The organism is Paracoccus aminophilus JCM 7686 (genome assembly GCF_000444995.1).
Classification (GTDB): domain Bacteria; phylum Pseudomonadota; class Alphaproteobacteria; order Rhodobacterales; family Rhodobacteraceae; genus Paracoccus; species Paracoccus aminophilus.
In genome coordinates this window covers 1,053,012-1,074,967 of record NC_022041.1, presented here as the reverse complement: position 1 = coordinate 1,074,967, position 21,956 = coordinate 1,053,012, and the positions used below count along the sequence as shown (strand labels likewise).

General features: G+C 65.3%; 19 protein-coding genes, 3 tRNA genes, 1 pseudogene and 1 riboswitch. Of the genes and pseudogenes, 13 read left to right on the top strand and 10 right to left on the bottom strand.

Going from position 1 to position 21,956, the window contains the following annotated elements; all coding sequences use genetic code 11:
- Positions 1 to 13: 13 nt before the first annotated feature.
- Positions 14 to 1,081 carry a 2'-deoxycytidine 5'-triphosphate deaminase gene (locus JCM7686_RS05345; protein WP_020949838.1) on the top strand — a complete coding sequence of 356 codons (1,068 nt, stop codon included), beginning with the start codon at positions 14 to 16 and terminating at the stop codon, positions 1,079 to 1,081.
- A 48-nt stretch (positions 1,082 to 1,129) separates the two neighbouring features.
- Here the strand turns inward: JCM7686_RS05345 and JCM7686_RS05340 are convergent, their stop codons facing one another.
- From JCM7686_RS05340 to argS, 6 genes are all read right to left on the bottom strand, one after another.
- Entirely contained in the window at positions 1,130 to 1,351 is a 222-nt protein-coding gene (locus JCM7686_RS05340; protein ID WP_041527147.1) for a hypothetical protein, read from the bottom strand.
- 17 nt (positions 1,352 to 1,368) lie between these two features.
- A complete protein-coding gene (gene scpB / locus JCM7686_RS05335) occupies positions 1,369 to 2,064 on the bottom strand; it encodes an SMC-Scp complex subunit ScpB (protein ID WP_020949836.1) in 696 nt (231 codons plus the stop codon).
- Positions 2,061 to 2,924, bottom strand: coding sequence for a segregation and condensation protein A (locus JCM7686_RS05330; protein ID WP_020949835.1), 864 nt, complete (start codon positions 2,922 to 2,924; stop codon positions 2,061 to 2,063). Before JCM7686_RS05330 ends, scpB begins: the two co-directional genes overlap by 4 nt.
- A gap of 141 nt (positions 2,925 to 3,065) precedes the next feature.
- Positions 3,066 to 4,049 carry a glycoside hydrolase family 3 N-terminal domain-containing protein gene (locus tag JCM7686_RS05325; protein ID WP_041527618.1) on the bottom strand — a complete coding sequence of 328 codons (984 nt, stop codon included), beginning with the start codon at positions 4,047 to 4,049 and terminating at the stop codon, positions 3,066 to 3,068.
- Positions 4,050 to 4,066: 17 nt separating this feature from the next.
- Complete coding sequence (locus JCM7686_RS05320) at positions 4,067 to 5,218, bottom strand: SPOR domain-containing protein (RefSeq protein WP_020949833.1); 1,152 nt, start codon at positions 5,216 to 5,218, stop codon at positions 4,067 to 4,069.
- A 69-nt stretch (positions 5,219 to 5,287) separates the two neighbouring features.
- Positions 5,288 to 7,033, bottom strand: a complete 1,746-nt coding sequence (gene argS, locus JCM7686_RS05315; protein WP_041527146.1) for an arginine--tRNA ligase — start codon at positions 7,031 to 7,033, stop codon at positions 5,288 to 5,290.
- A 416-nt stretch (positions 7,034 to 7,449) separates the two neighbouring features.
- Here argS and JCM7686_RS05310 point away from each other — a divergent pair.
- The 3 genes and pseudogenes from JCM7686_RS05310 to metK form a co-directional block, all read left to right on the top strand.
- Positions 7,450 to 8,793, top strand: a pseudogene (locus JCM7686_RS05310) (DEAD/DEAH box helicase); the annotation flags it as partial.
- A gap of 981 nt (positions 8,794 to 9,774) precedes the next feature.
- Positions 9,775 to 11,340, top strand: coding sequence for an apolipoprotein N-acyltransferase (lnt, locus tag JCM7686_RS05300; protein WP_020949830.1), 1,566 nt, complete (start codon positions 9,775 to 9,777; stop codon positions 11,338 to 11,340).
- 31 nt (positions 11,341 to 11,371) lie between these two features.
- A riboswitch (SAM-SAH riboswitch) is annotated at positions 11,372 to 11,419 on the top strand.
- Positions 11,420 to 11,423: 4 nt separating this feature from the next.
- Positions 11,424 to 12,590, top strand: a complete 1,167-nt coding sequence (gene metK, locus JCM7686_RS05295; RefSeq protein ID WP_020949829.1) for a methionine adenosyltransferase — start codon at positions 11,424 to 11,426, stop codon at positions 12,588 to 12,590.
- Between the two features lie 147 nt (positions 12,591 to 12,737).
- On the opposite strand, the gene JCM7686_RS05290 is transcribed toward metK, so the two are convergent.
- Positions 12,738 to 13,367 (bottom strand): DnaJ domain-containing protein, encoded by a 630-nt coding sequence (locus tag JCM7686_RS05290; protein ID WP_041527145.1) that lies wholly within the window; start codon positions 13,365 to 13,367, stop codon positions 12,738 to 12,740.
- 69 nt (positions 13,368 to 13,436) lie between these two features.
- Here JCM7686_RS05290 and JCM7686_RS05285 point away from each other — a divergent pair, with 69 nt between their 5' ends.
- The 5 genes from JCM7686_RS05285 to JCM7686_RS05265 all read left to right on the top strand — a co-directional run bounded on the left by JCM7686_RS05285 (position 13,437) and on the right by JCM7686_RS05265 (position 17,106).
- Positions 13,437 to 13,688 carry a BolA family protein gene (locus tag JCM7686_RS05285; RefSeq protein ID WP_020949827.1) on the top strand — a complete coding sequence of 84 codons (252 nt, stop codon included), beginning with the start codon at positions 13,437 to 13,439 and terminating at the stop codon, positions 13,686 to 13,688.
- Between the two features lie 84 nt (positions 13,689 to 13,772).
- Positions 13,773 to 14,735, top strand: a complete 963-nt coding sequence (glpX, locus tag JCM7686_RS05280; RefSeq protein WP_020949826.1) for a class II fructose-bisphosphatase — start codon at positions 13,773 to 13,775, stop codon at positions 14,733 to 14,735.
- A 133-nt stretch (positions 14,736 to 14,868) separates the two neighbouring features.
- Positions 14,869 to 16,620 (top strand): single-stranded-DNA-specific exonuclease RecJ, encoded by a 1,752-nt coding sequence (gene recJ, locus JCM7686_RS05275; protein WP_041527143.1) that lies wholly within the window; start codon positions 14,869 to 14,871, stop codon positions 16,618 to 16,620.
- A 112-nt stretch (positions 16,621 to 16,732) separates the two neighbouring features.
- Positions 16,733 to 16,807, top strand: a tRNA-Glu gene (locus JCM7686_RS05270).
- A gap of 224 nt (positions 16,808 to 17,031) precedes the next feature.
- Positions 17,032 to 17,106, top strand: a tRNA-Glu gene (locus tag JCM7686_RS05265).
- Positions 17,107 to 17,263: 157 nt separating this feature from the next.
- Here JCM7686_RS05265 and JCM7686_RS05260 read toward each other — a convergent pair.
- Positions 17,264 to 18,784 carry a multidrug effflux MFS transporter gene (locus JCM7686_RS05260; RefSeq protein WP_268935165.1) on the bottom strand — a complete coding sequence of 507 codons (1,521 nt, stop codon included), beginning with the start codon at positions 18,782 to 18,784 and terminating at the stop codon, positions 17,264 to 17,266.
- On the opposite strand from JCM7686_RS05260, the gene JCM7686_RS05255 reads away from it, so the two are divergent.
- Complete coding sequence (locus tag JCM7686_RS05255) at positions 18,680 to 19,102, top strand: DUF1489 family protein (RefSeq protein ID WP_041527615.1); 423 nt, start codon at positions 18,680 to 18,682, stop codon at positions 19,100 to 19,102. The two genes, JCM7686_RS05260 and JCM7686_RS05255, sit on opposite strands and share 105 nt — an antisense overlap.
- A gap of 60 nt (positions 19,103 to 19,162) precedes the next feature.
- Positions 19,163 to 19,236, top strand: a tRNA-Gly gene (locus JCM7686_RS05250).
- Between the two features lie 56 nt (positions 19,237 to 19,292).
- Here JCM7686_RS05250 and JCM7686_RS05245 read toward each other — a convergent pair.
- Entirely contained in the window at positions 19,293 to 19,622 is a 330-nt protein-coding gene (locus tag JCM7686_RS05245) for a DnaJ family domain-containing protein (protein ID WP_020949822.1), read from the bottom strand.
- A gap of 139 nt (positions 19,623 to 19,761) precedes the next feature.
- On the opposite strand from JCM7686_RS05245, the gene JCM7686_RS05240 reads away from it, so the two are divergent.
- Together JCM7686_RS05240 and JCM7686_RS05235 are read left to right on the top strand one after the other, a co-directional pair.
- On the top strand, positions 19,762 to 20,322 hold the full coding sequence (locus tag JCM7686_RS05240; RefSeq protein WP_020949821.1) for a HutD/Ves family protein: 561 nt from the start codon (positions 19,762 to 19,764) through the stop codon (positions 20,320 to 20,322).
- Between the two features lie 115 nt (positions 20,323 to 20,437).
- Entirely contained in the window at positions 20,438 to 20,788 is a 351-nt protein-coding gene (locus tag JCM7686_RS05235; RefSeq protein WP_020949820.1) for a RidA family protein, read from the top strand.
- Here the strand turns inward: JCM7686_RS05235 and lpxB are convergent.
- A complete protein-coding gene (gene lpxB / locus JCM7686_RS05230) occupies positions 20,772 to 21,926 on the bottom strand; it encodes a lipid-A-disaccharide synthase (RefSeq protein ID WP_041527614.1) in 1,155 nt (384 codons plus the stop codon). The genes JCM7686_RS05235 and lpxB overlap by 17 nt on opposite strands.
- Positions 21,927 to 21,956 lie beyond the last annotated feature (30 nt).

Below are 21,956 nucleotides of genomic sequence, written 5' to 3'. Positions count from 1 at the left end.
CTGCGGAGCCATCATGAACGGCGTATTGCCCGATCTTTCCCTGCGCCAGCTGATCGAAAGCGGCGCAATCTCAGCCAGCCAGCCGATTCTGCCCGAGCAGATCCAGCCTGCGAGCCTCGACCTGCGTCTGGGCACCAGCGCCTGGCGGGTGCGGGCCTCGTTCCTCTCGGGCAAGGATCGCCGCGTCGAGGATCGCCTCGCCGATTTCGAAATGCACCGGATGGATCTTTCGGGCGGCGCGGTGCTTGAAAAGGGCTGCGTCTATCTGGTCCCGCTGATGGAGCGGCTGTGCCTGCCCCACGGGCTCGATGCGGTCGCCAATGCGAAATCCTCGACCGGGCGGCTCGATTTGCTGACCCGGCTTGTGACCGACAATGGCACCGAATTCGACCGCCTGCCCGAAGGCTATGACGGCCCGCTTTACGCCGAGATCTGCCCGCGCTCCTTCTCGGTCCTCGTGCGGCCGGGGATGCGGCTGAACCAGCTGCGGTTGCGGCAGGGACAGGCCGTGCTCTCGGATGCCGAGCTGCGCGCGCTCCACAGCGCAGAGCCGCTGGTCAATGGCACGGCGCTGATCGACGAGGGTCTGGGCTTCTCGGTCGATCTGCGGCCCGCTGCGGGCGATCTCGTGGGCTATCGCGCGCGGCCCCATACCGGGGTGATCGACCTCGACCGGATCGGCGCCTATCCGGCGCGCGATTTCTGGGATGAGCTGCGCACCGAAGACGGCAGTCTGATTCTTGATCCCGGCGCTTTCTATATTCTGGTCAGCCGCGAAGCCGTGGCGATCCCGCCCGATTATGCCGCCGAAATGTCGCCCTATCTCGCCATGGTCGGCGAGTTCCGCGTCCATTATGCGGGCTTTTTCGATCCGGGTTTTGGCTATGGCACGGCAGGAACCGGCGCGCGCGGTGTGCTGGAGGTGCGCTGCCACGAAGCACCCTTCGCGCTGGAACACGGCCAAGTCGTCGGGCGCTTGGTCTATGAGCGCATGGCGGCGCGGCCCGAACGGCTTTACGGCACGGGCATCGCCTCGAACTATCAGGGACAGGGGCTGAAGCTCGCCAAACAGTTCCGCTGAGGCGGTGGCGAGGCCTTCAGCCTCGCCTGTCGCCGTCCTGTCGCGGGCTTACTTGCCGATTCGCCGCGTGATCTGCGCGGCCTGACGGGCGCGTTTGGCGGCCTCGCGCTGTGCCTTCTGGCGCTGCGCCTGCTGGCTCGAGACCGGCGCGCGCGCATCCTTGGGCGCGGTTTTGGCGGGCTGGGTCGCGGCCTTGGTGGCGCGGCGCATCCCCCAATTCATCAGCTTGTTGGTCAGCATCCGGGAGATCCGGTTGAAAATCTGGCTCATGGTGTGAACACTCTGGCTCATTCGTCGTCAAAAAGGTCGTCAGCGGGGCCGGTCGGCTCGTCCTCGGGCTGACGCTCGGGGAAAAGATCGGCTGGCAAAGCAGAGGCGGGCGGGCGCGATTCGAGCAGCCCGGCCGCGCGCAATTCGGTCAATCCGGGCAGATCGCGGGCGCTTTCGAGCCCGAAATGGTCGAGAAATTCTTCGGTGACGACAAAGGTCGAGGGCCGCCCCGGCGACATCCGCCGCCGCCCGATCCGGACCCAGCCCATTTCGATGAGCTGATCGAGTGTGCCGCGATTGACGGTCACGCCCCGGATCTCTTCGATCTCGGCGCGGGTGACGGGCTGGTGATAGGCGATTACCGCGAGGGTCTCGGTCGCGGCGCGCGAGAGGCGGCGATTCTCGATCGCATCCTCTTCCATCAGGAAACCAAGATCGCCCGCCGTGCGGAAGGCCCAGGCATCGCCGACCTTGCCCAGATGCACGCCCCGGCCCTCATAGCGGACCTTGAGCCCATAGATCACCTCGGCCGGATCGCAGCCGGCAGGCATCCGCGCGGCGATCTGGCGCATGGTCATCGGCGCATTCGAGGCAAAAAGAATCGCCTCGACCATACGCTCCTGCTCGAAAAGCGGCGGCGGCGGAAAGCGGTTCGGATCCGCGTCTGCGGCGGCATCATCTGGGGTCGGGCTGGTCTTGGTCAAATTGCTCATGCTGTCGGGCTTTTGCGCCGAATCGAGATCGGCGCGAAGGTTTCGGTCTGATGGAGCTCGATCAGCCCCTGTTTGGCAAGTTCGAGCGAGGCCGCGAAGGTCGCAGCCGTGGCCGAGCGCCGGCGTGGTCCCTGATCCTCCCAGCCTTCGGGCAGGAAATCCGCAATCGCGGTCCAGTCCCCGACATAGCCGATCAGGCCGCGCATCCGCTCGAGCGCCTGTTCCATGGTGAAGACATCGCGGCGATCGAAGGCATAGGGGCGGAATTCGTCACGGGTGCGCAGACGCGCATAGGCGCGCATCAGATCGAGAAGCCCGGCCTGCCACTGGGTCTGGCGGTTGCGGGTGACGCGCTCGGGCGCGCCGCGCGCGAATCGCTGATGGCCCAAGCGGTCGCGCGCCATCAGCCGCGCCGCAGCCTCTCGCATCGCATCGAGCCGTTCGAGTTGGAAGGCAAGATGCGCCGCCATATCCTCGGCCGAGGGGCCTTCGGCCTCGGGATCGGGCGGCAACAACAGGCGCGATTTCAGGAAGGCGAGCCAGGCCGCCATGACGAGATAATCCGCAGCAAGCTCGATCCGGAGCTCGCGGGCCTGATCGACAAAGCCCAGATATTGCTCGGCAAGATCAAGCACCGAGATCTGCATGAGATCGACCTTCTGCGTGCGCGCAAGCGTCAGCAACAGATCGAGCGGCCCCTCGAAGCCCGAGACATCGACGAGAAGCACCTCTTCGGCGCGACGCTCGGCAACCGTCTTCGCGCCGGTCTCGGTGCGTGCTTTCGCGCCGATATCGGCGACGGGCTCTGCGGCCGACGCCGTCTCCGTTGGCACGGGGGTGAGATAGGGCACTTTGGTCATGGGGATCGGATCGGGATGGCGACTGGGCGCAGAATCGGGGAAAGGCGGGCGCGAGTCAACTTGCGCGCCACGCCGGGTCGGTGGTGAGCAGAGCCGGGGCGCTGCCCCGGACCCCGGGATATTTCGGCATGAAAGACAGGATCAGGCGATCCCGCCCAGAGCAGCGAGTTCGGCGCGAAGTGCGGCGAGATCGGCGGGCTCGGGGCTGCGGCGCGCGGCGAGGGCTGCGTCAGCGCGGCGGGCGGCCTCGGGGGTGAGATCGCCCGAGGCGGCGACGATTGCCTCCATCTCAGCGATGGATTCGTTGCAGCTGAGGACGATGTCGCAGCCCGCGCGGATCGCGGCGGCGGCGCGTTCACCGGCAGTGCCCGAGAGGGCCTTCATGCCGATGTCATCGGTCATCAGCAGCCCGTCGAAGCCGATGCGCTCGCGGATCAGGCGAATCGCCGGGGCCGAGGCGGTTGCCGGGGCCTCATCCAGCGCGGTCAGGCGGATGTGGCAGGTCATGGCGAGCGGCAGATCGGACAAAGCGCGGAAGGGCGCGAAATCGGTCTGGTCGAGTTCAGCTAGGCTCGTATCGATCTGCGGCAGATCGTGGTGGCTGTCGACATGGGCGCGGCCATGTCCGGGCAGATGTTTCATCACCGGTAGGACGCCCGCGGCAAGGAGGCCCTCGGCGGCAGCTCGGCCCATTCGGGTCACGGTCGCCGCATCGGTGCCAAAGCAACGGTTGCGCAAGAAGGGATGGGTCTCGGGATAGGCGATGTCGAGGCCGGGTGCGCAATTGCAATCGATGCCCATCTCGTGGAGTTCCTGTCCGAGCAGGCGATATTGCAGCCAGATCGCGCGCTCGCCTTTTGCCGCCTGATCGAGCGGCGGCGGAAACTCGGTCCAATGGGGCGCGCGCAGGCGCTGGACGCGGCCGCCCTCTTGATCGATGAGCACGGGGGCATTGCGCCCGACGCTTTCGCGCAGCTCTGCCGTCAGGCGGCGCAGGCGCTCGGGCGTGTCGATATTGCGGCCGAAGAGGATGAAGCCCCAGGGGTTGGCGGCACGAAAGAAGGCGCGCTCTTCGGGGGAAAGGTCGGGACCGGCGATGCCTCCGAGGATGGTCGCGCCGGTCACGGTCGTTGTCTGATGGCTCACTTCGAGGTCGCCGGGATGCAGTCGATGCCCTCGGCGATCAGCGCGGCACAGAAGCGGCGAGCCTCGTCGCGGCTTTCAAAGCCCGCGGCGCGCAGACGCCAGAAGGTGCGCCCGCCGGTTTCGGCTTTCTGGATGACCTGCGCCTTGCCCGAGAAGAGCGAGCCGAATTTGCCAGAAACGCGCTTCCATTCGCCATCCGCCAGCGCGTTGCTGTCGAAAGCGCCGATCTGGACCATGGCCGCGCCCGAGGCGATTGCCGAAGGGGCAACCTTCTGGGTCGGTGCGGCGGCAGGTGCAGCCGGAGCTGCGGCAACTTCGGTCACCTGCGCCGGTTGCTGGACCGGGGCCGGAGCGGCCACGGCGCGACGCGGACGCGGTGCGGGCCGGGTTGAGGCGACGATCGTCGCCGGCGGCGGGGCAGCGGCAGCCGCCGCTTCGGTCAGCGCAGCATTGATGTCGCCGGTTGCGGCCGCGGCCCCGGCGAGATCGGTGACCGCTTCATTGCCCGGCGCTTCGAGCCCGCTTTGGCCGGTCGGCTCGGTGGTGTCTTCGATCTGGGCCGCGCGCACTTCGGAATCGGGGCGCGCGATCACCGGGTTGAGCGGCGCCGTCACCGGCAGCTCGGTTTCCCGCGACGGACGCCGCGCGGTCGCGCCAAGATCGCCCATGGCGACATCCTCGCTGCCAAGCGCCGTGGCGCCCGGTGCGATCGCGACTTGCGAGGCGGGACGTTCGCGCGCGCCACCAGCCACCGCATTGACGGCAAGGCCGGTGTTGCGGGTCAGCTCTCCGCCCGGATCTTCGGGTGCGGTGCGGGCCTCGCCCTGGATCGCGCGGATGATCGGAACGCCCGAGACATCGCGCACCACGAGCTTGTAGCCCCAGACCGCGAGCATCAGCATCAGCGCGACCGAGACCAGCGCGCCGACATATTGCGTCAGCCGTCGCATCTTGCCCGCGACCGAGGCATCACCGGCAAGAAGCCCGTGATCGGCATCGGTATGGTAGCGGGATTCGTCCCAATGACCGCTCTGCGACCAATCGTCGGAGTCGTCGCGCTGTTGCGCGTTTTGATCTTGAGAATAGTCGCGCGCCTGCCGGGGCTGCGCACCAGCATAACCGCCCGAGCGGAAATCAACCACTGCCATGTCCTGCCTGCCTGCCGGTTAACCCGGCCTGAATCGTTGACTGCTCAACACCTGACCGGGCGCCTTGTCTCAGCGCATTTCCGTGGCAGGCGTCACCCCAAGAATACCAAGACCTGCCGAAATGACAACGCTGACAGAACGGACCAGCGCAATTTTCGCCGCCGTGGCTGCCTGATCGCCCTCTTGAATGAAGCGCAGCGAGAGGTCTTCGTTGCCGCGGTTCCACAAGGAATGCAGGTCGGAAGCGAGGTCATATAGGAAGAATGCAATGCGATGGGGCTCGTTCGCGCGGGCCGCGATCTCGACGATGCGTGGCCATTCTGCAACTTTCTTGGCAAGCTCCAGCTCGGCGGCATGGTCGAGTTTCGCAAGATCCGCCCCGGCAAGCGCCGCGTCAGAGGTGTCGACGCCCATCTCGGCCGCGCGTTTCAGAACCGAGTTCACCCGGGCACTGGCATATTGCACATACCAGACCGGATTGTCCTTGGACTGCTCGAGCACCTTGTCGAAATCGAAATCGAGCGCGGCGTCGTTCTTGCGCGTGAGCATATGGAAGCGCGTCACATCCGCGCCCGCCTGCTCGACGACATCGCGCAGGGTGACGAAGGTCCCGGCCCGCTTCGACATCTTGAAGGGCTCGCCGTTCTTGAAGAGCTTCACGAGCTGGATCAGCTTCACGTCCAGCGGCACGCGCCCGTCCGACAAAGCCTTCACGGCGGCGGTCATCCGTTTGACATAGCCGCCGTGATCGGCGCCGAAAACGTCGATCAGCAGGTCGAAGCCGCGGTCGATCTTGTCCCAGTGATAGGCGATATCGGGGGCGAAATAGGTCCAGCTGCCGTCGGATTTCTTGACCGGGCGGTCCACATCATCGCCATGCAGGGTCGAGCGGAAGAGCGTCTGCTCGCGCGGCTCCCAATCCTCGGGGGTTTTGCCCTTCGGCGGCTCAAGCACACCGTCATAGATCAGCCCGGCGTCCTGAAGGCGCGCAATCGCGGCCTCGATCCGGCCGGTGCCGTAAAGCGCCTTTTCCGAGGAATAGACATCCATCTTGATGCCAAGGAGATCGAGATCCTCGCGGATCATCGCCATCATTTCAGCGGTGGCGAATTCGCGGATCTCGGCCAGCCATTCGGATTCGGGCTGATCGAGCAGGCTTGCGCCGTATTTCTCTTTGAGCTTTTCACCGACCGGGATCAGGTAATCGCCGGGATAAAGGCCCTCGGCAATGACCGGATCAAGGCCATTGGCCTCGCGGTAACGCTCATAGGCAGAGCGCGCCAAAACATCGACCTGCGCGCCGCCGTCATTGATGTAATATTCGCGCGTCACGTCATAGCCCGCGAAATCCAGAAGCGCCGAAAGCGCATCGCCAAAAACCGCACCGCGCGTATGGCCGACATGCATCGGGCCGGTCGGGTTGGCCGAGACGAATTCGACGTTGACCTTCTGGCCGGCGCCAAGCGTCGAGCGACCGAAATCGCGACCCTCTTGCAAAGCGGCACGCACCACGCCCTGCCATTCGGCGGCGGCAAGGCGCAGGTTCAGAAAGCCCGGGCCCGCAACTTCGGCCGAGGTGATGCGCGGATCTTCAGCCAAAAGCGCGGCCAGAGCCTCGGCAATGTCGCGCGGCTTTTTGGCGGCAGGCTTGGCCAGCACCATCGCCGCATTGGTGGCCATATCCCCATGCGCCGGATCTCGGGGGGGTTCGACCGCGACCGCCGCCATATCGAGCCCCTCGGGCAGATCGCCCCTGGCCACCATCTTGTTCAGCGCCTCAAGGACAAGCGCGCGAATTTCCGAAAACAGGTTCATGGGTTCCATCCAGTGATTACCTGCGGGATTAGCCTTCCGGGTAAGGAACAGTCAACCTGCGCGCCCAAGATCCAGCCACAGAGCGCGCGCTTTTTCCATGGTTTTTGCGGCAATTCGCAGATGTCGTCGCGCAAACCGCTTAAGCGGATCACGCGCCGTTCACGCAGAAATTTTCCTGAAAACCCACAAGCCTCGTTGTTTTCTTTGCATCAGACGGACCGCTCGTGCGAAGATTATCTTGATCGGCGAAGCGCTAATTCCCACAGACAATTGACGAAAGCGCGGCTTTGAGATAGGCCGCACCTACCTGCATCCGGCGGGAAACTGGGGCGTTTGAAACATGCGTCCCGAAAATGGCGATCTGGCGCGGGGCTGGACACGCTGGTTGGACGCCTGATTTCCGAACGAAAGCCCATATGACCAAATTTTCCGACCTGAAGCTGGACCCGAAGGTCCTCAAAGCCATCTCCGAAGCGGGCTATGACAGCCCGACGCCGATTCAGGCGGGTGCGATCCCTCCGGCCCTCGAAGGCCGTGACGTGCTTGGCATCGCCCAGACCGGCACCGGCAAGACAGCAAGCTTCACGCTTCCGATGATTACCCTGCTTGGCCGCGGCCGCGCCCGCGCACGTATGCCGCGCAGCCTCGTTCTGGCTCCGACGCGCGAACTCGCCGCGCAGGTCGCCGAGAACTTCGACGTTTATGCCAAGCACACCAAACTGACCAAGGCGCTCCTGATCGGTGGCGTCTCGTTCGCCGAGCAAGACAAGCTCATCGACCGTGGTGTCGACGTGCTGATTGCAACGCCCGGCCGCCTGCTCGACCATTTCGAGCGGGGCAAACTCTTGCTGACCGGCGTCCAGATCATGGTTGTCGATGAGGCCGACCGGATGCTCGACATGGGCTTTATCCCGGATATCGAGCGCATCTTCCAATTGACGCCCTTCACGCGCCAGACGCTGTTCTTCTCGGCGACGATGGCGCCCGAGATCGAGCGCATCACCAACACCTTCCTGCACTCGCCCGAGCGGATCGAAGTGGCGCGTCAGGCGACGACTTCGGAAACCATCACCCAGCGTCTGGTCGAGATCACGCCCACCCGCAAAGATCAAAGCGCCAAGCAAAAGCGCGAGCTTTTGCGCGCGCTGATCGACAGCGAAGGCGAGGCGCTCAACAACGCGATCATCTTCTGCAACCGCAAGACCGATGTCGATATCGTTGCCAAATCGCTGAAAGTGCATGGCTATGATGCGGCGCCGATCCATGGCGACCTCGATCAAAGCCAGCGGATGAAAACGCTCGACGATTTCCGCGACGGGCGGTTGCGCTTCCTGATCGCTTCGGATGTCGCCGCGCGCGGTCTCGACATTCCGGCGGTCAGCCACGTCTTCAACTTCGACCTGCCGAGCCATGCCGAGGATTACGTCCACCGCATCGGCCGCACCGGTCGCGCGGGCCGTCTTGGCACCGCGATTTCGATCTCGACGCCGATGGATGAGAAATACCTTTCCGCAATCGAAAGCCTGGTGAAGCAGACCCTGCCCCGCACCTCGATCCCGGACAATTTCCACCTGTCGGCAGCCGCGCAAGATGCGCCGCGTCAGGCGAATGGTCGCCATGAGCGCAAGGGCAAAGAGCGCGAACGTGGCCGCCGTGGCCGCAGCCGCGATCGCGATCATGAGCACGAGCATGTCGCCGCGATGGCGCCGATTGCCGATGTCGCCCCGGTGGCAGAAGCTCCGGCACCGCGTGACGAGCGCCCGGCCGACCAGCCCCGCCATGAGCAGGTGCGGAACGATCAGGGCCGCCAAGATCAGGGTCGTCACGAGCAGAACCGCAACGAGCAAGGTCGTCAGGATCAGTCCCGCAACGAGCAAGGCCGGCACGAGCAAGGCCGCGATAACGCCCGCTCCGAGCAGAACCGTGGTCGTGGCCGCGAAGATCGGCGCGACAATCGTGACAACCGTGAAGACCGGCGCGAGACCCGTGGCGAGCATCGCCATGAGCGCGGCGAGCGCGGACGTGACAACCGTCGCGATGATCGCAATCCGGTTCTCGGCATGGGCGACCATGTCCCGGACTTCATGCTGCGCAGCTTCCGCCCCTCGATCCTGCTGAGCGAATCGAGCGATCACACCAGCGAAGCACCGGCGCGCTCCGAAAAGGTCGAGATCATCCCGATCAAGACCCCGGCAGCCACCCCGCGCGCCGCAGCGCCTGCGGCACCGCAAGCTGCCGACCGCCCGACCACTGAGGCCGCAGCAAGCCCGGCCGCAAGTGCCGAGCCGATTGCACCTGTCGCCGCCACGGCGCCTGTGTCCGAGGCAACCGCAGCCCCGACCACCGCTACCCCGGCTGAGGTCGTGGCCGAGCCTGCCGCTCCAGTCAAAGCGCCGCGCAAACGTGCGCCCCGCAAACCGGCCAAAGCCGCAGCCGCTCCGGCAGAAAGCCCGAGCGCAGCCGAGGCCGAAACCGCAGCTCTCGCCGCGGCAGAGCCCGCTGAGGCCCCCGTCGCCGAAGCCAAGCCTGCCCGCAAACCGCGCAGCCGCGCCAAAAAGGCCGAGCCGGTCGCTGCGGCAACCGATGCAGCCCCCGAGGCGGCAGCGGTGGACGTTCCGGCCAAGCCCGTGCGCAAGCGCGCGCCCCGCAAGACTGCTGCGGCCAAAGCGGCAGAAGCCGAGGCAGAAGCAGCGGCCGCCGTCGATCCGACGGCGAGCGAGGCCTGATCCAGAGGCCCGGCCATGCAGGACCAGCCCGCCACGTCGCGGCCCTCGCGTCAGCGCCGGATTGCGCTGATCGGGCTTGACCTCCTCCTTGGGGTCGCGGGCGCGTTTGGCCAGGCCCCTTGGGGGCTCTGGCCGCTCGCGGTTCTGGGCCTCGCCGGGATCACCTGGCGTGTCGGACATGCTGCAACCCCACGAATTGCAAGCTTCCGGGCACTGACCGCAGGCTTTGGCTATTTCGCGCTGGCCATGTCCTGGATCGTCGAGCCTTTTCTCGTCGAGCCAGAGATCTATGGCTGGATGGCACCTTTCGCGCTGTTCTTCATGGCTCTGGGCGGCGCGCTCTTCTGGGCGGTGCCGAGCTGGCTTGCGGCGCGTCTGACCTCGGGCTGGCGCGCGCGCGGCGTGGCCTTTGCCGCCGTCATCGTGCTTTCCGATTGGTGCCGGGGCTGGCTTTTCACCGGCCTGCCTTGGGCGCTGACCGGCCATATCTGGATCGACACGCCCGCCGCGCAAACCGCCGCGCTCTTTGGCAGCACGGGCCTGTCGGCCCTGACCATGCTCGCCGCCGCTTTGCCAGTCGCGCTGTGGCGCGGTAAGGCGCGTGCCCCGGCCGGAGCCGTGCGCGGCACCATCCTCTCCGCCCTCCTCATCGCCAGCGCCTGGTTTTACGGCACCACGCGCCTTGCCGCGCCACTGCCCCCCGACCGCCCCGAGGTGCTGCGTCTGGTCCAGCCCAATGCCGAGCAGCGGCTGAAATGGGATCCCTATTGGAGCCAGGTCTTTTTTCAGCGGCTGGTCGATCTTTCGGCCGGTCCGACCGCAGATGGCAGCGCGCCCGCCGCCGTGATCTGGCCGGAAACTGCGGTGAACTTCCTGCTCGAAGACGCGGGCTCTGCCCCCGCCGATCTGACCCGCCTTGCCAATGCGCCGGTGCTTCTGGGCATCCAGCGCCGCGAGGATGAGCGCTATTTCAACAGCTTCGTCGAGTTCCGCCGCGACGGCCAAATCGGCCAGACCTACGACAAGTTCCACCTCGTGCCCTTCGGCGAATATACCCCTTGGGGCGACGCGCTGTCGCGGCTCGGGATCTCGGCTTTCGCGGCGCGCTATGGCAATGGCTATACGCCCGGCGTGGGCCCCCGCACGCTCCACGGGCTTGGCGATGGCCTGCCCCCGGTTCAGGTCCTGATCTGCTACGAGGCGATTTTCTCGCGCCATGTCATCCGCTCGGGCCCCGAGCGCCCGGAATGGCTGCTGCAAATCACCAATGACGCCTGGTTCGGCACGGTGTCCGGGCCGTGGCAGCATCTGGCCCAGACCCGGCTGCGCGCCATCGAATCAGGCCTGCCGATGATCCGCGTCGCCAATACCGGGGTCTCGGCGGTCATCGACGCCCATGGCAACATCCGCCAGGAAATCGACATGAATGTCGAAGGCCGCCTGGATGCCCGGCTGCCCGCTCATCTGCCGCCAACGCTCTGGAGCCGGACCGGAGACTGGCCCGCCGTCCTCGCAGCGCTTGCGCTTTTTCTCGGGGCAGTCCTTCAAAAGCGCGGAAAAAGCCGGAAATCCGCTGGTTGACCTCACGCGATCAAGGGCCTAACGGTGAAGGGGATCGTCACAACGGCTTCCTGGCGTGACGATGACATCGAACGGAGCATTTCATGTCCAGACAAAATTTCGTCTTCACTTCGGAATCGGTTTCCGAAGGCCACCCCGACAAGGTTTGCGATCAGATTTCCGATGCCGTGCTCGACGCACTGCTGACTGACGAACCCAACGCCCGCGTCGCCTGCGAGACCTTCGCGACAACCAATCTCGTGGTCATCGGCGGCGAGATCGGTCTGGAAAACAAGGGCCGCCTCCATCAAGAGATGGAAAACATTGAGCAAATCGCTCGCGGTGTCATCCGTGACATCGGCTATGAACAGGAAAAGTTCCACTGGGCAACCTGCAAGGTGAAGAACGTCCTGCATGAACAATCGGCCCATATCAGCCAGGGCGTCGACAAAGACGGCGCGGGCGATCAGGGCATCATGTTCGGCTATGCGACGGATGAAACGCCCGAGCTGATGCCCGCACCACTGCTCTATAGCCATGCCATCCTGCGCCGCTTGGCCGAAGTCCGGAAATCGGGCGCAGAGCCGACCCTCGGGCCGGATGCGAAATCACAGCTCTCGGTGCGCTATGAGAATGGCAAGCCGGTCGGCGTCAGCTCGATCGTGCTCTCGACCCAGCATAAATTCGAAAGCCAGACCTCTGCCGATATCCGTCAGATCGTCGAGCCCTATATCCGCGAAATCCTGCCCGAAGGCTGGATCAGCGAAGAGACTGAATGGTGGGTCAACCCGACCGGCACCTTCGTCATCGGCGGACCCGACGGCGACGCGGGCCTGACCGGGCGCAAGATCATCGTCGACACCTATGGCGGAGCCGCCCCCCATGGCGGCGGCGCATTCTCGGGCAAGGACCCGACCAAAGTCGACCGCTCGGCAGCCTATGCCGCGCGCTATCTCGCCAAAAACGTCGTGGCGGCCGGCCTCGCGCAGCGCTGCGTCATTCAGGTGAGCTATGCGATCGGCGTGGCCAAGCCGCTCTCGATCTATGCCGATACCTTCGGCACCGGCACGGTTCCTGAGGCCGAGATCGAAAAGGCCGTCACCAAAGCTATGGATCTCACCCCGCGCGGCATCCGCGAGCACCTGCAACTGAACCGCCCGATCTATCGCCGGACGGCGGCCTACGGCCATTTCGGCCGCGCCCCTGAAGCCGACGGCGGCTTCTCCTGGGAGCGCACCGATCTCGCAGAAGCCCTCAAGGCCGCGCTCTGAGCGATCATCGGGGGCTTTGCGCCCCCGAACCCCCGCAGGATATTTTTACATGAAAGACAAAGCCCGGAGCGCCAAATGCGGCCCGGGCTTTCTTTATCACAAAAATACCCCGGGGGAGCGCGGCACGCGCGGGGGCAGCGCGCCCTTTTAGTCGCGAAAGCTGCGGCTTTCCTTGATTTGATCCCAGGCCCAGACGACCTCTTGCAGGCGGTCCTCGTCCGAACGGTCGCCGCCGTTCATGTCCGGGTGGAGGTCTTTCACCAAGGATTTGTATTGTTTCCGGATCTCGGCGCGGGTCCAGCTGTCCTTGGCTTCGAGAATTTCCAGCGCCTTGCGCTCAGTTGGCGGAAGTTTACGCAGGTTCATCTTGGCGCGCACCTCGGGGTTGGTGCCGTTGGCGCCGAGAATCTCCAGCGGGTCGTCGATGCCGTGGCGCGCCCATTTCTGGTCCTGCGCAGCGCGGCCGAAGGGTTTCGTCGGGCGGTCCCAAACGGTGGCATTGTCGAGGAATTCCTGGAATTCCTCTTCCGACTGGCCCTGAAAATAGTTCCAGTTGAGATTGTATTCACGGACATGCTCTTTGCAGAACCAGAAGAAATCTTCGAGGTTCCGCGGGGATTTCGGGGCGCGGTATTGCCCTGGCTCTTCACAGCCTGCCTTGTCGCAGCGGCGTGTCGAGGTCTCGAAAGCACCTGACATGCCACGGCGTCCTTTCGCCCGGCGCTTCTTGTCGGAAGCGGCCGAAATATCGAAGGCGAACGGGTCGCTCTTGCTCATTTTACCTGCCTTGTCTTATTCGGGAGCAGTAGTTTAGGCTATTTCACGTCTGAGAAAAGGGGGGTCGGGATGATTGCCGACGAGATGCGGGCACGGCTATCGGCGCTCGATCCGCAAATACTGGAAATCATTGATGAAAGCGAGGGGCATCGCGGGCACTCCGGCTTTCGCGACGGCGGTGAGAGCCATTTCCGCATCCGTATCTCGAGCCCGCGTTTTGCCGGGTTAAGCCGGATTGCACGACACCGGCTGATCCATGAGACGCTTGGTGATATCGTGCCGCGAATCCATGCCCTCGCGCTTGAACTCCATGAAATCTGAGCCGTTAGCGCACACAGACTTGCTGCACCCCCTCCTCGGGCTTAGAACCCCGGCAAACCAGCATATTGCCTAAGGAATATTGCGATGCCCTCCACCGATTTCAATGACCGGATGCTCTCTCTCGGGCTTGCCCGTGTCAGTGAGGCTGCTGCTCATGCCTCGGCCCGCCTGATCGGGCGAGGCGATGAAAAGGCGGCCGATCAGGCGGCCGTCAATGCGATGCGCGAACAGCTCAACCTGCTCGACATCAAGGGCGTCGTCGTCATTGGCGAGGGCGAGCGCGACGAGGCGCCGATGCTTTACATTGGCGAAGAGGTCGGCTCGGGCAATGGCCCCGAGGTTGATATCGCGCTGGATCCGCTGGAAGGCACGACGCTGACCGCCAAGGACATGCCGAATGCGCTGACCGTGATCGCCATGGCGCCGCGCGGCACGCTGCTGCACGCGCCCGACGTCTATATGGACAAGCTCGCCATCGGCCCGGGCTATCCCAAGGACATCGTCAACCTTGAAATGACGCCCTCCGAGCGCGTTCATGCTTTGGCCAAAGCGCGCGGCGTTGCTGCCAGCGACATCACCTGCTGCATTCTCGAACGTCCGCGCCACGAAGATCTGGTCGAGGAAGTGCGTTCGACCGGCGCGGGGATCCGTCTGATCACCGATGGCGATGTCGCGGGCGTGATCCATGTCGCCGAGGCCGAGCTGACTGGGATCGACATGTATATGGGCTCGGGCGGCGCTCCTGAGGGCGTTCTGGCGGCCTCGGCGCTCAAATGCATGGGCGGGCAGATGTGGGGGCGGCTTCTGTTCCGTAACGATGATGAGCGCGGCCGCGCCCATAAGGCGGGCATCACCGATCTCAACCGCATCTATTCGCGCGATGAGCTGGTGACGGCCGATGTGATCTTTGCCGCGACCGGCGTGACCAATGGCTCGATCGTGCAGGGCGTCAAGCGTCAGCCTCATTACCTCCAGACCGAGACCATTCTCATGCGTTCTAAAACCGGCTCGATCCGCCGCATGATCTATCGCAACCCGATCCGCTGATCGGCGCTGTAGGCGTTTCAAGGGCGGCATGTCGCAGGGCATGCCGCCTTTTTCATGCGGCTTTCGTGCGGCGGTCCGCGCCCCCAAGCCGCCGGGCTTGCAAGCCTGCCGCGACTGGCGCAGAAACCCAAGCATGAGCGCTTTTCTGAATGTCGAAAACTCCCTGACCGGCCGCCGCTGGCTTTCCCCTGACCCTGCGCTCGAGCGCGCGGCTGAGGCCTTGGCGCAAGAGTCCGCCCTGCCCTTGCCAATCGCCCGTGTGCTGGCCTCGCGCGAGGTCACTGCCGCCGATGCGCAGGGCTATCTAGAGCCCAAATTGCGCGATCTGCTGCCCAATCCGCTGCGCCTGCGCGATATGGCGCCCGCGGCCGAGCGTATTGTCGCGGCGGCGAACAGCGGCCAGCGCGTCGCGATCTTTGCTGATTACGATGTCGATGGCGGTTCTTCGGCGGCGCTGCTGATCGACTGGTTCCGCGCGCAGGGGCGCGAGACCACGCTTTATATTCCCGACCGGATTGACGAGGGCTATGGCCCGAATGCGCCCGCGATCAGCCAGCTCGCCAGTGCCCATGATCTGATCATCTGCGTCGATTGTGGCACGCTGAGCCATGACGCCTTAGCGGCGGCCAAGGACACCGATGTGATTGTGCTCGACCACCATCAGGGTGGCGAAACCCTGCCCCCGGCGCTGGCCGTGGTGAACCCGAACCGGCAGGATGAAGACGGCTCCTTGGGCCATCTTTGTGCGGCGGGCGTGGTCTTTCTGACGCTGGTTCAGGCGAACAAGCTTCTGCGCGAATCCGGGCGCGCCCAGCCCGATCTGATCGCGATGCTCGATCTGGTCGCCTTGGCGACTGTGGCCGATGTCGCGCCGCTGATTGGCGTCAACCGCGCCTTTGTCCGGCAGGGGCTAGTGGTCATGGCCCGGCGCGAGCGTGTCGGCCTCTCGGCGCTTTCGGATGTCGCGCGGCTTGATTCGGCGCCGAGCGCCTTTCATCTCGGCTTTCTCCTCGGGCCGCGCATCAATGCCGGTGGCCGGGTCGGTCGGGCCGATCTGGGCGCGCTTTGCCTTTCCACCACCGATCCGCGCCGCGCCGAGGCCTTGGCCAAGCAGCTCGATGAGCTCAACCGCGACCGCCGCGCCATTGAGGCCGCTGTCCGCGACGAGGCTCTGGCTCAGGTCGAGGCTCATCTTGCCGCCGCGCCCGGCCCGCTCGCCTGGGCGGCGGGCGAGGGTTGGCATCCCGGCGTTGTCGGCATTGTCGCAGCGCGGGTGAAAGAGGCGGTGAACCTGCCCTCGGTCGTCATCGGCGTCGAGCGCGGTATCGGCAAGGGCTCGGCCCGCTCGGTGCCGGGCGTCGATCTCGGCCGTGCGATCCAGCGCCTTGCCAGCGAGGGCCTGCTGATCAAGGGCGGCGGACATGCCATGGCGGCCGGGCTGACCGTCGCCGAAGAGCTGATCCCGCAGGCGATGGCGCGTCTCGCCGAGCTCTTGTCGCGCGAAATGGCCGAGCGCTCGGGCGTCAATGATCTGCGGATCTCGGGCCTTTTGGATCCGCAGGGTGCCTCGGTCGAGATGATGCATCTGCTCGAACGCGCTGGCCCCTTCGGGCAGGCCGCTCCCGCCCCGCGCTTTGCCTTTGCCGAGCAGCTGGTCGAGAACGTCACCACGATGGGCGACAGCCACCTGCGCCTGCGCTTCCGCAGCCCCGGCTCGCAGCCGGTCGAGGCCGTCGCCTGGGGCGCGATGAACGGGCCGCTTGGCCCCGGGATGCTGGGCGCCAAGGGGCGGCGCTTCCATCTGGCGGGCAAGCTCGAACTTTCGCTTTGGGGCGGCAAAGAGCGCGTGCGGCTGCGTCTCGACGATGCCGCCGAAGTGGCATGACCGGCGGGTGCGAACTATTTTCGCGCGAGGTGACTTTTCCTCTTGCGAGCTTTCGCACCCTGCCCTAAACACCGCTCCACACCGCGCGGGTTGAACCGCACGGGACTGGAATGGCCCGTTCGTCTATCGGTTAGGACGTCAGGTTTTCAACCTGAAAAGAGGGGTTCGACTCCCCTACGGGCTGCCATTCCTTCCGGATCAACCGGACCTTCAGGCCCCTCGCGGGGCCTTTTATTTTGCCGAAAATCCTGAAAATTCCCACATTCTTCGCGCGAAAGCCTTTGAAATCGCGCGGCGACATATAATCTTCGCAGGAATGTCGGAAAAGCTCAGTTCCCCCCTTGCGGCCATCTTCGGGCTGGCCTAAACACCGCCTCACACCGCGCGGGTTACACCGCACGGGATTGGAATGGCCCGTTCGTCTATCGGTTAGGACGTCAGGTTTTCAACCTGAAAAGAGGGGTTCGACTCCCCTACGGGCTGCCATTCCTTCCGGATCGACCGGACCTTCAGGCCCCTCGCGGGGCCTTTTATTTTGCCCGAAATCGCCCGCCCCGCCTGCCGTCTAAATGCGCGGGCCTGCGCCCATGAAAAAGGCGGCGCCTTGCGGTCGCCGCCTAAGATCGCTGCTCTGCGCGCAGGCTCAGCCCTCGCGGATCCGGCTCATCAGCACCGTGGCGAGGCAAGAGCAGATCAGCGTCGCCGCCACCATCGGGCGCAAGGTGCCGTCAAAGAGCAGCCCGATCGGCGCCGCGATCGCCACCGCGCCGAAGGTCGAGAAGGCCGAGACCACCGAGGCCGTCGTGCCCGCGATATGGCCCATCTTCTGCAGCGCCAGCGCGTTGAGATTGCCGAAAGTCACCCCCGCCATGGCAAAGACCGTCACCGCCCAGAAGAAGAAGACCGGGAAGCGCAGCACTTCGGGCAGCAGATCGCCATAGATCAGCACCACCATCACCAGCGAGATCACCGATTGCATCACATAGGCCTCGCGCGCCATGCGCTTCATGCCGTAGCGGAAGACCATCTTGGCGTTGAGGAGGCTCGCCGAACCGGCAAAGAGCGCCATGATCGCGAACCAATAGGGGAAGCTCTCGCCGCGGTCATAGATGACGCGGAAGATCTGTTCGGCCGAGCTCAGCAGCGCGAACATCTGACCAAAGCCAAGCGCCAGCACCACGGTGATCAGCATGACCTGCCGGTTCGACGCGACCTCGATAATGCCCGAGACCAGCGATTTCGCACTGAAGCCGCGCCGCATCTCGCGCGGGAGGGTCTCGGCTTGGCGCAGGTTGACCCAAGTTGCCCCGATCACCGCCAGCACGACGAACGACCCGAAGACCCCATGCCAGCCAAACAGATGGATGACCTGACGCCCGAGCAGCGGTGCCACCGCCGGGATCAGGATGAAGACCATCGAGACAAAGCTGGTGATCCGCGCCATCTCGCGGCCCTGATAGAGATCGCGCACCAGCGCCATGCTGGAAATTCGCGGCGCCGAGGCCCCCAGCCCCATGACGAAACGCGCGGCCAGCAGGAACTCCAGCGATTGCGCCTGCGAGGCCGCCAGCGCCGCCACGGCATAAAGCGCGAAGCCAAAGGTGATCGCGGGTTTGCGCCCGATCGCATCAGAGAGCGGCCCCGAGAAGAAGGTGCCGAATCCCATGCCCGCCATGAAGGCGGTCAGCACCAGCTGGGCGCGGTTCAGGTCGCCGGGGGTCAGCTCCAGCGCGATTTCGGGCAGCGCGGGCAGCATCGAGTCGATCGAAAAGGCGACGACGGCCGACACCAGCGCCATCATTGCCACGAATTCAGGCAGAGGCAGCCGGCGGACCGGATGGGGGGCGTGCGTTGTCATGAGGTTTTCCTGTCTTACCTGCCAGCGGTAAACCCGCCGCCTCAGAGGTGCAACCCCGTCCCCGCGTCCGTTTGGTGTCGGTTTGGCGTCGGTTTGCTGTCGGTCTGATAGCGGCTTGGTGTGGGCTTGGCCTAGGTCCCGCCTCGTCACATTCAGCGCAGGCGCTTGCGGCGGCTCTCGGCCGGGCCTATGTCTTCGGCCATGACCGCACCACTCAATCTCATCAAACTCTGCGTCGGCTGCGATTCCCCGACCGAGCTCGCCGCCTGGCAGCAGCAACGCTGGCAGGGCGAATCCCCCTGCCATGTCACGCGGATGTGGCCCAAGCGCGAGGCCGAGCTGCTCGATGGCGGCTCGATCTATTGGGTCTTCAAGGGCGTGATGCTGGCGCGTCAGCGGCTGATCGGGCTTGAAGAGCGGATCGGCGAAGACGGGATCGCGCGCTGCGCTCTTGTCCTCGACCCCGAGCTTGTCCGCGTCGCAGCCACCCCGCGCCGCCCCTTCCAGGGCTGGCGCTATCTCAAGGGCGAGGAAAGCCCGCCCGACCTGCCGCAAGGCCGCGAGGAAGAGCCCTCTCTGCCCACCGCCATCGCCGATGCTTTGGCGGAAATGGGTCTGCGCTGACCGCCCCACCTGCGAACCCGTCTTGACGCGCCGCGCCGGGCGCGCTACTCGGGCCGGGTCGCGGGTGTAGCTCAATGGTAGAGCAGCAGCTTCCCAAGCTGAATACGAGGGTTCGATTCCCTTCACCCGCTCCAGATCTTCCCGACATATCCGAATCCATTCTTCCTCGCGGGCTCATATCCTTCGCGTTTCAACGCATGAAGGCGCGGCGGGCTTCTTGGGCCATGGCATGGCGCATTTCCAGATCGGCCAAACGGGCCAGCGCCGCGCGGCGGTCCTCGCCTTCGGGCAGATCCGCGAGTGCAAGCCGCAGCGCGTCGATCTCTTTCTTGATGACGATTTCGGTGGGCAGGACGCCCGCCTCGGCCATGATGCGATAGCCAAGCGCGGTGCCGGTGTCGATCATCGCCTCTTCGGGATGGGCGGGCAAGGGTTTGCCCTCGCCGGCAAGGCCGGACAACTTCCCCTCGGCACGCGCCTTGAGCATCAGCCGTTCTGCGATTCGGTCGAGCCAGCCCATCCGGCGGTGCTCCCTGCTGCCACGCGCCGAATCTAGGTCCGATGCGCCGTCGCGTCCAGCACTGGACCTTGACGCGCCAAGCGGGCTAGATCGCAGTTGACGCGGGGTTTGCCCGCCGGATCGCAGCAACAGGACGAAGATGACCCTCCTCCGCGCCGAAGATCACCGCCGTATGCCGTGGAAGAACGGCAAAGGCATCACCATCGAGATTGCCATTCACCCCGAAGGCGCCAGCACCGATGATTTCGATTGGCGCCTAAGCACGGCGAGCGTCGCAACCGACGGGCCGTTCTCGGTCTTCCCGGGCATCGACCGCAGCCTGTCCGTGCTTGAGGGCGACGGCATCCTGCTTGCGGTCGAAGGCCTTGGCGAGACCGAGCTGCGTCAGGACACCGCGCCCTTCTCCTTCCCGGCCGATGCACCGACCTCGGCCCGGCTGATCGGGTCGGAGATCACCGATCTCAACGCCATGTCCCGGCGCGGGCGCGTCACCCATCGCCTGACGCGCCATGAAATCGCCGGAGAGATTAGCCTGCCGGTCTCGGGCGAGACCTGCCTGATCTTTTGCGGCACCGGTCGAGTTGAGGTTGCGGGGACCGCGCTTGGCAAGCTCGACTGCCTGCGGCTCGAACGACCCGAGGCCGCGCTGCAAGCCCGCGGCACCGGCACGCTTTATCTCGTCAGCTTCGATCCGGTTTAAGCCGGGTCGCGCGGCAGGTTGATCGCGGCATTGATCGCGGCGCCGTGCTTTGGCATGACAGCATTATTCATCCGGTCGCGGCCCCGGCCCGGCCATCTCAAAGAGAGGACTACCCATGTCGGAGATCAAGCGTATCGACGTCGGCGCACGTATGAGCGGAGCCGTCGTGCACAACGGCACCGTCTATCTGGCCGGTCAGGTCGGCAATGCCGGCGATTCCGTGACCGAGCAGACCAAAACCTGCCTCGCCGAAGTCGACCGTCTGCTGGCAGCCGCCGGAACCGACAAGACGCGCATCCTCAAGGCGCAGATCTGGCTGGCCGATATCAACGCCGATTTCGCGGCGATGAATGCGGTCTGGGACGCTTGGGTTCCGGCAGGCCATACGCCCGCTCGCGCCACCGGCGAAGCGGCTCTGGCGACCCCGGATTATAAGGTCGAGGTCATCGTCACCGCCGCGCTCTGATCGCGTCGAGGACAGACCGCGCGGCGCGCAGGCCCGGAGCCTCGCCGCCGCGCCCCAGCCGCGCCATGGTCAGATCCATCGCGGCCACCTGGCGATCCCGAGCCTCGGGGTCGTTCCACAGATCGGCCAGAGCCCCGGCAAGCGGGCCGGGCTGACAGGCCTTCCCCAGAAATTCCGGCACCGCGCGGGTCTCGCTGACCAGATTGACCAGCGTCACCGTATCGGTTTTCAAAAGCAGCCCCATCAGCAGGCGGCTGAGCGGCGCGACGTCATAGCCAATCACCATCGGCACGCCATTGGCGGCCAGATCGAGGCTCACCGTCCCCGAAGCCGCCAGCGCGACATCCGCCGCCGCGAAGGCCGCTTTCTTGGCCGCGCTGTCCTCGATGACGACCGGCGCGCTTGGCCAGTCGGCGGTCATCTCGCGCACCAGAGCCGCGACATTCGGCACGGTCGGAATGACGACGCGCAGCGCGGGCATTTGCGCGCCAAGCAGGCGCAGCGCCTCGCCAAAGCGCGGGCCGAGACGGCCAACCTCGGTCCGGCGCGAGCCCGGCAGGCACAGAAGCAGCGGCGCGTCCGGGGCAATGCCTTGCGCCGCGCGGAAGGCCGCGGCCTCACCGGGGCCCGCCTGCGCTTCCGCCGCGATCGGATGGCCGACGAAATCGCAGCTCATCCCCGCGGCCTCCATCAGCGGCGGCTCGAACGGCAGGATCGCCAGCACATGGTCGATCACCTTCGCCATTTTTGCCGCCCGCCCCGCGCGCCAGGCCCAGACCGAGGGCGCGACATAATGGATGGTGCGCAGCCCCGGGTTCAGCGCGCGGGCCGATTTGGCGACGCGCAGGCAGAAATCCGGACTGTCGATGGTGATCAGCGCATCGGGCGCGAATTCCGCGACCGCGCGCGCGGTTTCGGCAATGCGGCGCTTGAGGTGGAAATATTTGGGCAGCACCTCGGCAATGCCCATGATCGAGAGCTCTTCCATCGGAAAGAGGCTCTCCATCCCCTGCGCCATCATCGCGCGCCCGCCGACGCCCGCGAATTCCGCCTCGGGGTCAAGCGCGCGCAGCCCCGCCATCAGGGCCGCGCCGAGATTGTCGCCCGAGGGCTCTCCGGCAATCAGGAAATAGCGCATGATCCACTCCTGCGGCATCCACCCCCGCGG

Bases quoted from the DNA above. Each gene is read 5' to 3' on its own strand.
- lnt (WP_020949830.1), top strand. From the start codon at position 9,775: ATGCAGGACCAGCCCGCCACGTCGCGGCCCTCGCGTCAGCGCCGGATT.
- JCM7686_RS05260 (WP_268935165.1), bottom strand. From the start codon at position 18,784: ATGGCAGGGGGATTCGCCCTGCCAGCGTTGCTGCTGCCAGGCGGCGAG.
- recJ (WP_041527143.1), top strand. From the start codon at position 14,869: ATGAGCGCTTTTCTGAATGTCGAAAACTCCCTGACCGGCCGCCGCTGG.
- JCM7686_RS05320 (WP_020949833.1), bottom strand. From the start codon at position 5,218: ATGGCAGTGGTTGATTTCCGCTCGGGCGGTTATGCTGGTGCGCAGCCC.
- glpX (WP_020949826.1), top strand. From the start codon at position 13,773: ATGCCCTCCACCGATTTCAATGACCGGATGCTCTCTCTCGGGCTTGCC.
- JCM7686_RS05245 (WP_020949822.1), bottom strand. From the start codon at position 19,622: ATGGGCTGGCTCGACCGAATCGCAGAACGGCTGATGCTCAAGGCGCGT.
- argS (WP_041527146.1), bottom strand. From the start codon at position 7,033: ATGAACCTGTTTTCGGAAATTCGCGCGCTTGTCCTTGAGGCGCTGAAC.
- lpxB (WP_041527614.1), bottom strand. From the start codon at position 21,926: ATGCGCTATTTCCTGATTGCCGGAGAGCCCTCGGGCGACAATCTCGGC.
- JCM7686_RS05290 (WP_041527145.1), bottom strand. From the start codon at position 13,367: ATGAGCAAGAGCGACCCGTTCGCCTTCGATATTTCGGCCGCTTCCGAC.
- JCM7686_RS05330 (WP_020949835.1), bottom strand. From the start codon at position 2,924: ATGACCAAAGTGCCCTATCTCACCCCCGTGCCAACGGAGACGGCGTCG.
- JCM7686_RS05285 (WP_020949827.1), top strand. From the start codon at position 13,437: ATGATTGCCGACGAGATGCGGGCACGGCTATCGGCGCTCGATCCGCAA.
- scpB (WP_020949836.1), bottom strand. From the start codon at position 2,064: ATGAGCAATTTGACCAAGACCAGCCCGACCCCAGATGATGCCGCCGCA.
- JCM7686_RS05340 (WP_041527147.1), bottom strand. From the start codon at position 1,351: ATGAGCCAGATTTTCAACCGGATCTCCCGGATGCTGACCAACAAGCTG.
- JCM7686_RS05235 (WP_020949820.1), top strand. From the start codon at position 20,438: ATGTCGGAGATCAAGCGTATCGACGTCGGCGCACGTATGAGCGGAGCC.
- JCM7686_RS05345 (WP_020949838.1), top strand. From the start codon at position 14: ATGAACGGCGTATTGCCCGATCTTTCCCTGCGCCAGCTGATCGAAAGC.
- JCM7686_RS05240 (WP_020949821.1), top strand. From the start codon at position 19,762: ATGACCCTCCTCCGCGCCGAAGATCACCGCCGTATGCCGTGGAAGAAC.
- JCM7686_RS05255 (WP_041527615.1), top strand. From the start codon at position 18,680: ATGACCGCACCACTCAATCTCATCAAACTCTGCGTCGGCTGCGATTCC.
- metK (WP_020949829.1), top strand. From the start codon at position 11,424: ATGTCCAGACAAAATTTCGTCTTCACTTCGGAATCGGTTTCCGAAGGC.